8 protein-coding genes and 1 rRNA gene are annotated in these 11,725 nt (G+C 69.1%); 7 read left to right on the top strand and 2 right to left on the bottom strand.

The genetic code is table 11. From position 1 onward, the window contains the following. The first annotated feature begins 184 nt into the window (after positions 1–184). Positions 185–301, top strand: a 5S ribosomal RNA gene (rrf, locus tag D3654_RS05665). A gap of 113 nt (positions 302–414) precedes the next feature. Here rrf and D3654_RS05660 read toward each other — a convergent pair. Then, positions 415–1,602: an acyl-CoA dehydrogenase family protein gene (locus tag D3654_RS05660; RefSeq protein WP_120520544.1), complete on the bottom strand. Its 1,188-nt coding sequence runs from the start codon at positions 1,600–1,602 to the stop codon at positions 415–417. Positions 1,603–1,712: 110 nt separating this feature from the next. On the opposite strand from D3654_RS05660, the gene D3654_RS05655 reads away from it, so the two are divergent. Next, a complete protein-coding gene (locus tag D3654_RS05655) occupies positions 1,713–3,239 on the top strand; it encodes a PucR family transcriptional regulator (protein ID WP_120520543.1) in 1,527 nt (508 codons plus the stop codon). On the opposite strand, the gene D3654_RS05650 is transcribed toward D3654_RS05655, so the two are convergent. Beyond that, positions 3,236–4,414, bottom strand: a complete 1,179-nt coding sequence (locus D3654_RS05650; protein WP_120520542.1) for a CaiB/BaiF CoA transferase family protein — start codon at positions 4,412–4,414, stop codon at positions 3,236–3,238. The genes D3654_RS05655 and D3654_RS05650 overlap by 4 nt on opposite strands. A gap of 2,319 nt (positions 4,415–6,733) precedes the next feature. Here D3654_RS05650 and D3654_RS05640 point away from each other — a divergent pair. From D3654_RS05640 to recN, 5 genes are read left to right on the top strand one after another with little or no spacing between them, the layout of a single operon-like run. After that, the gene (locus tag D3654_RS05640) at positions 6,734–7,723 is read left to right on the top strand and encodes an HAD-IIA family hydrolase (RefSeq protein ID WP_120520541.1); all 990 of its coding nucleotides are present in this window, start codon (positions 6,734–6,736) and stop codon (positions 7,721–7,723) included. A 9-nt stretch (positions 7,724–7,732) separates the two neighbouring features. After that, entirely contained in the window at positions 7,733–7,999 is a 267-nt protein-coding gene (locus D3654_RS05635) for a hypothetical protein (RefSeq protein ID WP_205571739.1), read from the top strand. Between the two features lie 15 nt (positions 8,000–8,014). Further along, on the top strand, positions 8,015–8,821 hold the full coding sequence (locus D3654_RS05630) for a TlyA family RNA methyltransferase (protein ID WP_120520540.1): 807 nt from the start codon (positions 8,015–8,017) through the stop codon (positions 8,819–8,821). A 28-nt stretch (positions 8,822–8,849) separates the two neighbouring features. Continuing rightward, positions 8,850–9,977, top strand: coding sequence for an NAD kinase (locus D3654_RS05625; RefSeq protein ID WP_120520539.1), 1,128 nt, complete (start codon positions 8,850–8,852; stop codon positions 9,975–9,977). A gap of 3 nt (positions 9,978–9,980) precedes the next feature. Then, positions 9,981–11,720 carry a DNA repair protein RecN gene (recN, locus tag D3654_RS05620; RefSeq protein WP_120520538.1) on the top strand — a complete coding sequence of 580 codons (1,740 nt, stop codon included), beginning with the start codon at positions 9,981–9,983 and terminating at the stop codon, positions 11,718–11,720. Positions 11,721–11,725: the final 5 nt, after the last annotated feature.

Raw genomic sequence — 11,725 nt, 5'->3', positions numbered from 1 at the left:
CTAATAGGCCGACAACTTACACCACACACAAAGAATCAACTGCACGCGTCCACTATGTGGTTCCCGGACAACAACCCAGGAACAAACACACAACCGAATAACACCAGCAGCAACACCTGGTAACCACAAGACTTCCCACCCCGCACCGGACAACAACCGGCACCAGGGGACCGGGTAACAGGGTTACGGCGGTCATAGCGTGGGGGAAACGCCCGGTCCCATTCCGAACCCGGAAGCTAAGACCCACAGCGCCGATGGTACTGCACCCGGGAGGGTGTGGGAGAGTAGGACACCGCCGGACAACCATTAACGACAGGGGCCCTGACCACGACGGTCAGGGCCCCTTCGCATTTAACCGAACACCACACGAACGCCCCGGACCACAGACCCGGGGCGCACGTGTTTAAAGAATCCCTAGCGGAAGGCGGGAATCCCCGTGATGTGGTTGCCGAGGATCAGGGTGTGGACGTCGTCGGTGCCCTCGTAGGTCCGGACTGATTCCAGGTTGTTCGCGTGCCGCATGGGCGGGTGGTCCAGGGTGATGCCGTTACCGCCGAGCATGGCCCGGGCATCCCGGCAAATCCGGATGGCTTCGCGGCAGTTGTTCAGCTTCCCCGCGGAGATCTGGTGTGGTTGCAGCTTGCCGGCCTCCTTGAGGCGGCCGATCTGCAGGGCCAGCAGCATGCCCTTGTTGATTTCGAGGGCCATGTTGACCAGCTTCTCCTGCGTGAGCTGGTAGCCGGCGAGGGGCTTGTCGAACTGGAGCCGTTGCTGCGAGTAGTCGAGCGCGGCCAAGTAGCTGTCCCGCGCGGCTCCCATCGCGCCCCAGATGATCCCGTAGCGGGCCTCGTTGAGGCATTCGAAGGGGCCGCGCAGGCCCTTGGCCCCCGGGAGCAATGCCGAGCCGGGGAGCCTGACGTCGCTGAGCTCGATGTCGCACTGGATCGAGGCACGCATGGACAACTTTGGTTCGATCGGCGTCGCCCGGAATCCGGGGGTGTCGGTGGGAACGATGAAGCCCCGCACGCCGTCGTCGGTCATGGTCCAGATGATGGCGAGCTGCGCGATCGAGGCGAGGCCGATCCAGCGCTTGGATCCGTTGATGATCCAGTCGTCGCCCTCGCGCCGGGCGAACGTCTTCATGCTTCCGGGATCCGAACCCGCGCCGGGCTCCGTGAGTCCGAAGCACCCCACCACCTCACCGGCCGCCATGCGGGGGAGCCACTGGTGCTTCTGGTCTTCGCTGCCGTGCTTGTGGATCGCGCTCATCGCCAGGGAGCCCTGCACGCTGACGAAGGTCCGGAGCCCCGAATCGCCGGCCTCAAGCTCCAAGGCGGCCAGCCCGTACTCCACGGCGCTGCGTCCCGGGCAGCCGTAGCCGTTCAGGTGCATGCCGAGCAGTCCGAGTTCGCCCATTTCAGGGACGAGTTCCACCGGGAAGAGGGCGTCCTCGTACCAGGCCGCGATGTTCGGCCGGATCCTCGTATCGACAAACGCGCGGACCGTGTCGCGCACGGCGAGCTCGTTTTTCGTGAACAGGGAATCTATCTCCAACAGATCTGCGGTCACGGGCACGTCTGCTCCATTGCTTTCGGGCGTCATGCCTCCAAGGCTAGGCCGCCAGCGGGCGGCCCGGCATTGGATGATCTGCCCGGAGCGGTGCGAATGCTGGTTAGATTGTCCAGTCCCTTGTCGCGCCAGCGAAGGCAGCCATGATCAGCCTTGCCCAACTCCAGCACCGGCTCGGTGCCGAACTCAGTCCGTGCGGCGGCGCCGTCGTGCCGAGGCGGCAGATCTCCGGGGTGCACATTTCCGAGCTCGAAGACCCGACTCCCTACCTGGAGGGCGGGGAACTGCTCCTTACTACCGGGATACCCTTCGCCGGAGGCGCGTCCGGCGGTCCCGCGCGCATTCGTTCCTATGTCGGGCGCCTGGTGGAGCGCGATGTATCGGCTTTGGGCCTTGGCTTGGGAGCAGGGCTCGACGCCGTTCCCGCCGCCTTGGCGGATACGTGCACCAACGCCGGGCTGCCTTTACTGCTTGTGCCCGCGGGGGTTCCTTTCATGAACGTCTCGCGGGCGTATTGGGACCTGGTGTCCAAAGCCGGCCAGTCCGACCTTGTGGCGAGCCTGGGCACCCAGACCGCCCTGGCCCGGGCGGCCCTGCTGCCGGACGCCAACGCCTCGGTAGTCAAGGCCCTGGCCCAGGCCCTGGGTGGCTGGGCCGCATACCTGCCGGCGGCCCCGGGCGGCACGGATGCAGAGACGTCCTGGCCATCAGGCACAGCCGGGTTAATTCCACAGTTGCAAGAGCAGACTGCCCGGCTCAACCTCGGCGCCCTGCACTCGGCCGCCACCTTCCAGATCCACGGCAGCGACGTCGTCGAGCATCCGGTACTGGTGGGCCGCCGCATCGCGGGGTTCCTCGCCGTCGGCGCCGGCCGGAAACTCGGCAAGGCGGACCGCCAGATCATCCAGACAGTCTGCATGTTGCTCTCCCTCAAGGCCCAGCAACAGCAGGAAGCACACGCAGCAGGTGCCGCATTGGATTCGGCGGTCGCCAAACTGCTCCTCGGCGGGCATCCGGACGCTGCGCGGATGCTGGCGCGGGACCTCTCGGTCCCGCTGCCCGATGGCCCGGTGCGGCTACTGCTCCTGAACGGCGCCGTGCCCGACGCGAGCGGGCGGGGCCTGGCCGAGGAGGCCGCCGACGTCGTCAGCCGCCTGCGTGCGGAACATCCGGTGCCATGGCTCCCCACCGCTCTCCGCGGCTGCCGCCTGCGCTGCGCGGACGGGGCGGTGTCGGCTTTCATCCTGGATGCCGCCCCCTCGAACGAAGTCCCGGCGGAGCTGCACGCGGCGGGAGAGTTTCCAAGCCACAGCGCCGCACTGAGCCGGGTCCTGCCCCTGCACAGGCTGCCCGAAGCCCGGGATGCCCTCATTGAAACCCTGGCTTCCCTGCAGTCCGGGACCCTCTCCGTGCCCGGCATCGGGCATGCCGTGGATGCGCAGGTGGAGGAATGGATTGAAGCGCTTCGGGGCTTTCGGCGGGCCGATCTGGTGGCCACGGTGCGCAGCTACCTGAGGCACCGGGGCCAATGGGAAGCCGCGGCCCGGGACCTGGCGGTGCACCGCAATTCCCTGCGGCACCGGATCGCAACGGCGGCCAGGATCATCGGGGCGGACCTTGATGATCCGGATGTCGCCGCCCGCCTGTGGCTCGGGTTGCGCCGCTCCTAGTCGCGGCCGGACAGCCACGCGCGGAGCGGAGCGTCGTGTTCGCCGAGGGCCGGCGGAGCCTGAGTGCGCGGAGCCAGCGGCGGCGTCCAGCTGACCGGGTGGCGGACCTGGCGGCCGACGCGGGCACCCGATGAATCGTGCACCTCGATGGTGGGCGCCAGGCCGAGGAACTCGGCGAATTCGAGCCCCTCATCGATTCCGGCCACCCGTCCCGCGGGCACTCCGGCCGCCGTGAGCCGTTCCTGCCAATGCGCCGCCGGCGCCGCGGCAAGGGTCCGTTCCAGCACTTCGACGAGCTCGGCACGGTTCCGCACGCGCTGCGGATTGCCGGCGAACCGCGGCTCGGCGGCGAGGCCGGGCAAACCAAGGACCGCGCAGAGTGCCGCGAACTGGGAGTCGTTTCCGCAGGCCACGGCCAAGGGACCGTCGGCGCATCGGAGCAGCTGGTAGGGCGCAATCGAAGGATGGACGTTTCCCAGCCGGGCCGGCACCGTGCCCGCGCCGAGGAACGCCTGGGCCTGGTTGGCCAGGGCACCCTGCAGGCTGGACAGCAGATTGACCTCAAGCCTGGTTCCGCAGCCGTGGACGCCGCGGGCGTGAAGTGCGGCGAGGATGCCGATGGTGGCGTCCTTGGCAGTCAGCACATCCACCAGCGCGACGCCGGCCTTCATCCCTTCCCCGTCGGTTGCGCCCGTGATGCTCATGAGTCCGCCCATCGCCTGGACGACGAAATCGTAGCCCGGCAGTCCCGCTCCACCGGCGCTTCCGAACCCGGAAATGGACGCGTACACGAGGGAAGGATTGGCCGCGGACAGTTCCTCGTAGCCCAGCCCCAACCTGGCCATGACGCCGGGTTTGAAGTTCTCCACCAGGACGCCGGCACGGAGGGCCAGCTCGCGGGCCAGTTCACGGTCGGCAGGGCCGGACAAGTCGAGGCACAGGGATTCCTTGTTCCGGTTCACGCTCTCGAAGTAGGTCGATCCCGTCGCCGAGAACGGCGGACCCCAGCTTCTCGTGTCGTCGCCGCTGCCGGGCCGTTCCACCTTGATCACGCGTGCGCCAAGATCCGCCAGAGTCATGGTGGCCAGGGGACCAGCAAGGACGCGAGAGAAGTCCGCCACCAGGATCCCCTCCAGGGGCAGCCTTGTCGGCGGGGAGGTGTCTGGCTGTTCCATGGGGGGTCCTTCCGGTGGCGGGAACTGATACGGGCACACCTTAGGCAGGGCGCCTGTGAACCGTCGCGGGACGGTTCGTCCCGTCCGGGCCGGAATGTCCCGGACGGCACCGGAGACGAAGGACGGCGACGGCGGCACGGGCCTCCCGCCGTCGTCGTGCGTTCCGCCTGTGATGCTTCCCACGGGAAGGCGCGAAAGCGCCCTGCGGAATACGGGAGGCCGCGAACCGTCGCCTAGAATTGCAGGAGACAAACGGGCCGGATGCCGGCGGCGTGAGAACAAAATACGGATACGAGCGGCTGCGCATGCGCCAGTGGTCGGCTCACAACAGGAGGAATCCAGCATGGCTGAGCACAACGGCGGCAAACGCGGCAACTTCGGTGGCGACCGGGGAGAACGCGGTCCTTTCCGCGCCAACAACAACTCCGGTGGCGACCCCCGCGGATTCCGTTCCCGCGACGACCGTGAAGGCGGCGCAGGCGGACACCGGGACCGCAAGCCCTACGGCGACCGCGACGGCAAGAAGTTCGGTNCCCTACGGCGACCGCGACGGCAAGAAGTTCGGTGAGCGGAAGCCGTTCGATCGTGACCGTAAGCCGTTCGGTGACCGTCCGCGCCGTGACGGTGAGGAGCGACGCAGCTTTGGTGACCGCGGCCCGCGCAACTTCGACGGCCCGCGTCGTGAGGGTGAGGAGCGTCGGAGCTTCGGTGACCGTCCTGCCCGTGATGGTGAGCGTCGGAGCTTCGGCGACCGCGACCGCAAGTTCGGTGAGCGGAAGCCGTTCGATCGTGACCGTAAGCCGTTCGGTGACCGTCCTGCCCGTGATGGTGAGCGTCGGAGCTTCGGCGACCGCGACCGCAAGTGCGGTGAGCGGAAGCCGTTCGATCGTGACCGGAAGCCGTTCGGTGACCGTCCGCGCCGTGACGGTGAGGAGCGACGCAGCTTTGGTGACCGCCCCGCCCGTGATGGTGAGCGTCGGAGCTTCGGTGACCGTCCTGCCCGTGATGGTGAGCGTCGGAGTTTCGGCGACCGCGACCGCAAGTTCGGTGAGCGGAAGCCGTTCGATCGTGACCGTAAGCCGTTCGGTGACCGTCCGCGCCGTGAGGGTGAGGAGCGTCGGAGCTTCGGCGACCGCGACCGCAAGTTCGGTGAGCGGAAGCCGTTCGATCGTGACCGTAAGCCGTTCGGTGACCGTCCGCGCCGTGAGGGTGAGGAGCGCCGCAGTTTCGGTGACCGCGGCCCGCGCAACTTCGACGGCCCGCGTCGTGAGGGTGAGGAGCGTCGTAGCTTCGGCGACCGCCCGGGCCGCGGCCCCCGCTCCTTCGACGGCCCCCGCGAAGACCGCCCCGCCCGCGTTCCCAACGCCGCTGACCTGCGCAGCGCCAACCGCCCCGATCGTGACCGCTCGCCGGAAATCGACGACGACGTCACGGGCCAGGAACTGGACCGCGCCACCAAGCACCAGATCAAGACCCTCGAGAGCACCAACGCGAGCTGGGTCGCCAAGCACCTGGTGATGGCCGGCCGCCTCATGGACATCGACCCCGAACTGTCCTTCCAGCACGCCCTCGCCGCCAGCCGCCGCGGCGGCCGCCTGGCCGTCGTGCGCGAAGCAGTGGGCCTCACCGCCTACGCCGCCGGCCACTACGGCGAAGCGCTGCGCGAGTTCCGCACCTACCGCCGGATCAGCGGATCCAACGTGCACCTGCCGGTCATGGCCGACTGCGAGCGTGGCCTCGGCCGCCCGGACCGTGCCCTCGACGTCGTCCGCTCCCCGGAAGCCCAGGACCTCGACGCCCCGGGCAAGGTGGAACTGGCCATCGTCGCCTCCGGTGCACGCGCCGACCTTGGCCAGCTGGATGCCGCCGTCGCCGAGCTCGAGATCCCGCAGCTGGACATCAACCGCGCCTTCTCCTACAGCCCGCGCCTGTTCCGTGCCTACGCCGAAGCACTGACCGCCGCCGGCCGTGCGGAGGAAGCCGTCCGCTGGCAGCGCCAGGCCGTTGTGGCCGAAGACGCCCTGGGCGTGGGCCAGTTCGAGGAACCGGACATCATCGACCTCGGCGAAGACGACGAAGAAGAGACCGTCAAGCCGCGCTTCCGCCGCGACGAAGCCGCAGCAGCGGCCGAGGCCGAGGAGGTGCAGCCCTCCGCCGCGGCAGCCGCGGGAGAAGCTGAAGGCACGGAGGGTGATGACGTGAACCTCGACGACGTCGAGTCCGACTACTTCGAGTCCGACGACGCCGAATCGGACCGCGACTCCGTGGAAGAGGACGTCCTCGAGGACGCCGGAACCGACACCGAAGAAGGCAAGCACCATGACTGAGGCGTCCCTGCTCTCGGCCTTCGACTCCGTCCTCTCCGACCTGGACGGCGTGGTGTACGCCGGGCCGCACGCCATTCCCGGCGCCGTGGAGTCCTTGTCCAGGCTAGAGGACGCCGGGGTCGGTCTCGGCTACGTGACCAACAACGCCTCGCGCACCCCGGCCCAGGTGGCCGCGCACCTGCGTGAACTCGGCGCTCCCGCCGAGGACCACCAGGTGGTGAGCTCGTCCCAGGCCGCGGCCGTCCTCCTGTCCGAACTGCTGGCGCCCGGTGCACACGTGCTGATTACCGGCAGCGCCGCGCTGGCCCACGAGATCGAACTGGTCGGGCTCGTCCCCGTCCACGACGCCGCCGGCGAACCGGTGGCCGTCGTGCAGGGCTTCAACCCCGAAATCGGCTGGAAGCAGCTTGCCGAGGCCTCCTATGTGGTGGCCGGCGGAGCGCTCTGGGTGGCCACAAATACGGACATGTCCATTCCCCAGGCCCGCGGCATGGCCCCTGGCAACGGCACCCTGGTGGCCGCTGTCTCGGCGGCCACCGGCCTGACCCCGCGCGTCGCCGGCAAGCCCGAGGCGCCGCTTTTCCACGCTGCTGCCAAGCGGCTGGGCTCCGAGCGCCCGCTCGTCGTCGGCGACCGCCTCGACACGGACATCCTGGGTGGCAACCGGGCGGGATTCGCGACGGCGGCGGTGCTCACCGGCGTCGACACCCGCGAGTCGATCCTCGCCGCCCGCAGCCTGGAACGCCCCAGCTACCTGATCCCGGACCTGACCGCGCTGTACGAGCCGTACCCCGCGATCAGCGAGGACGGCGGACTCTTCCGCTGCGGCAACTCGACGGCGTCCGTGGAGGACGGGACCGTCACGGTCAGCCGGTCCGAGGACGAGCTGGACTCCTGGCGTGCAGCCTGCGCCGCATGGTGGGCGGCCACCCCCGATGCCGCCGAAGCCACGGCTCCGCGTGTGGAGTGGATCGAAAACTAGACTGCTGGCATGACTGACGTGAACGGACACGGCGACAGCGTGCGCTGGCCGGAGCCTCCGGAGGAGGGCGGCGATCCCGTGGTGGACGCCGTTGCGGCAGGGCTGGCCGACATTCCGGCGGCGCCTGTGGAGGAACACTTGGGGCTGTACACCGGGATCCACGACGCCCTGCTGTCCGCCCTGGATACTGAAACCCTGGACACCGAAACCCTGGATACTGAAACCCTGGACACCGAAACCCTGGATACTGAAACGCTGGACACCGAAGAAAGCTGAACCGGAAAGCTGAGAATGGCACGTCTTGACCAGGAACTCGTCAGCCGCGGGCTGGCGAGGTCCCGCACCCACGCGGCCAAGCTCATCGCCGACGGCAAAGTGAGTTCCGGCGGCACGGTGCTGCTCAAGGCCTCCCTGCAGTGCGGCGAAGACACCGCCCTGGACGTCCAGGCCCACGCGGAGGACGCCTACGTCAGCCGCGCCGGCCACAAGCTCGCCGGCGCCCTCGACGCCTTCCTGGAGGTGTCGGCCGAAGGCAAACGCTGCCTGGACGCCGGGGCCTCCACCGGCGGCTTCACCGACGTCCTCCTCAAGCGCGGCGCCGCGCAGGTGGTCGCCGTCGACGTCGGGCATGGCCAGCTGGTACCCATGCTGCGCGAGGATCCGCGCGTCGTCGTCCACGAAGGCCTCAACGTCCGCTACATGGAACCCGCGCAGATCGGCGGCCCCGCCGCCCTGACCGTCGCAGACCTGTCCTTCATCTCCCTGACCCTGGTGCTGGAGCCCCTGGCGGCCTGCACCGAACCCGGGGGAGACCTGCTGCTCATGGTCAAACCGCAGTTCGAAGTCGGCAAGGAACGGCTGTCCCGCACCGGGGTGGTGTCCTCGCCTGACGAACGACGCCGGGCGGTAGCCGGCGTGGCGCGCGCGGCAGTGGATGCCGGGCTGGATTTGTGCGGGCTGGCGGAGAGCCCGCTGCCCGGACAGGACGGAAATGTGGAGTACTTCCTGTGGATGAAGCGCAGGATGTCACAGCTCCTGCCTAAGATCGAAGAGCGCGACGGGCACGTCGACGCACTGTTGGCGAAGATCTGGACCTGAGAACAGGCCACGAGCGGAACGGAAAACCATGAGCAGGCGCGTACTGGTCCTTGCCCACACCGGGCGGGAAGAATCCCTCCGCGCAGCGTGGGATGCCTGCGATGCCCTGCACACCTCGGGCCTGGTGCCGGTCATGCAGAAGTCCGAACTGGCCGACGTCGAACGCTTCTTCGGCCACGTGGACAAGCCGATCGAGATCCTGCACGAGGACGTCCGCCTCGAAGACGTGGAACTCGTCATGGTCCTCGGCGGCGACGGCACCATCCTGCGCGCCGCGGAACTGGTCCGCGAGGTGGACCTGCCCATGCTCGGCGTGAACCTGGGGCACGTGGGCTTCCTCGCCGAAAGCGAACGGGCCGACCTCACCCAGACCGTGGACTGGATCGCCAGCCGCGAGTACACAGTCGAAGAGCGCATGACCATCGACGTCCAGGTGTGGGTGCGCGGCCAGAAGATCTGGCACACCTGGGCCCTGAACGAAGCCGCCATTGAAAAGGCGGACCGGGAACGCATGGTCGAAGTGGTCACCGAAGTGGACGAACGCCCGCTGACCTCCTTCGGCTGCGACGGCGTGGTACTCGCCACCCCCACCGGCTCCACTGCCTACGCGTTCTCCTCGGGCGGGCCCGTGGTGTGGCCCGAAGTGGAAGCCCTGGTGATCGTGCCCATCAGCGCCCACGCCCTCTTCACGAAGCCCCTGGTGGTGTCCCCACGCTCCAAGCTCGCCGTGGAAATCCTCAACCGCACCGACGCCAAGGGCGTGCTCTGGTGCGACGGCAGGCGCTCCGTGGACCTGCCGCCCGGCGCCCGCGTGGAGGTCACCCGCTCCACCCGGCCCGTACGGCTGGCCCGCACCCACCAGACGCCGTTCTCGGCCCGCCTGGTCCGCAAGTTCGAACTTCCCATCCACGGCTGGCGCGGCCCGGTGCCGCGCTCGGCCGAAATCCACACCGGCCCCGTGCCGGTGGTCCGCACGCCGATCCCCACTCCCTTGCCCGGCCCTTTGGACCCGCCCGGCCCTTTGGACCCGCCCGGCCCTTTGGACCCGCCCGGCCCTTTGGACCCGCCCGGCCCGCATGATCCCGGATACGGCCAGGAGGACGCCGCGTGGGAGGAAAGCCCGGGGCACGGCAATGAAGCCACGAAGGAGAGCTGATCCATGATCGAGGAACTGCGCATCCGCGACCTCGGCGTCATCACCGACGCCACCCTGCCGCTCGGCCCCGGGCTGAGCGTCGTCACCGGCGAAACCGGCGCAGGCAAGACCATGGTGGTCACCGCCGTGGGGCTCCTGTTGGGCTCGCGTTCGGACGCCGGTGCCGTCCGGACCGGGGCGAAGTCTGCCTCCGCGGAAGCCCTGTTGACCCTGGACCCGGGGCACACCGCCGTCGTGCGGGCCGTCGAAGCGGGCGGCGAGGCCGAAGAGTTCGACGGCGGCGCGCAGCTGCTGCTGGCCCGCACCGTCGGTGCCGACGGCCGCAGCCGGGCGTTCGTGGGCGGCCGCTCCGCCCCGGTGGGCGTGCTCGCGGAGCTCGGCGAGAGCCTGGTGGTGGTGCACGGCCAGTCGGACCAGATCCGGCTCAAGAGCGTCACGGCGCAGCGGAACGCCCTGGACCGCTTTGCCGGGCCCGATCTCGCCGGCATCCTGGGCGGGTACCAGGAACTGTACGGCCGCTGGAAGTCGGACCAGGCCGAGCTCGATGCTCTCCGGAGCGAGGTCCGCGAACGCCTGCGCGAAGCCGAGTCCCTGCAGGCGGCGCTGGAGGAGATCGACGGCGTCGACCCTCAGCCCGGCGAGGACGAGGCCCTCAAGGGCGAGGCCGTGAAGCTGGCCAACGTGGAGGAATTGCGGATCGCCGCGACCGCCGCCCACGAAGCCCTGATCGCCGAAGACTTCGGCGACAGCGGAGACGCCACCACCCTGGTCGACTCGGCCAAGCGGCTCCTGGAACAGGTGGCCGAACACGACGAAGCGCTCGGCGCGGCGGCGTCCCGGCTCGCCGAGGTCGGCTTCCTGCTCAACGACATCGCCGCGGAACTCTCCAGCTACCAGGCGTCGCTCGACTCCGAAGGCCCGGAGCGGCTTGCCGAAATCGAGGAACGCCGGGCGGTGCTGGCCAAGCTCATCCGCAAGTACGCCCCGAGCATCGACGAGGTCCTGGAATGGGCCGCCACGGCGCGGGTCCGCCTGGACGAGCTGCAAGATGACTCCTCCCGGATCGAGGCCCTGGAAGCGTCCGTCTCCACCGCCGAGGCGGAGCTGCGCAAGCAAGCGGCCCGGATCAGCAAGGCCCGCGCCAAGGCCGCCAAGGGCCTCTCCACGCGCGTCAGCGCCGAGCTGACCGCCCTCGCCATGGCCGACGCCACCCTTGTGATCGAAGTCGAGGACAGCGGCGACCTCGGCCCGCACGGCCAGGACGACGTCGCGTTCCTCCTCCAGCCGCACTCGGGCGCGCCCGCCCGACCGCTCGGCAAGGGCGCCTCGGGCGGTGAACTGTCCCGCGTGATGCTGGCCATCGAAGTTGTCCTCGCCGCGGTGGACCCGGTCCCCACCTTCGTGTTCGACGAGGTCGATGCGGGCGTGGGCGGCAAGGCCGCCGTCGAAATCGGCCGCCGGCTCGCGATGCTGGCCCGCCACGTCCAGGTCCTGGTGGTCACGCACCTTCCGCAGGTGGCCGCCTTCGCCAACCAGCACATCCGTGTGACCAAAACCTCGGTGCGGGGCGCTGACGGCAAAACCTCCACCGGATTCACCTCCAGCGACGTGCAGCTGTTGGACGAGGACGAGCGCGTGCGGGAGCTGGCGAGGATGCTCGCCGGGCAGGAAGATTCCGAGTCCGCCCGCGCCCACGCGCAGGAACTGCTCGACGACGCCAAGCTCCTGCCGCAGCCCGCCTAGCCTTC

Origin of the sequence: Arthrobacter celericrescens, from assembly GCF_003614925.1 — a bacterium.
In the GTDB taxonomy this organism is placed as follows: Bacteria; Actinomycetota; Actinomycetes; order Actinomycetales; family Micrococcaceae; genus Arthrobacter; species Arthrobacter celericrescens.
This window is presented reverse-complemented; position numbering and strand designations above follow the sequence as displayed.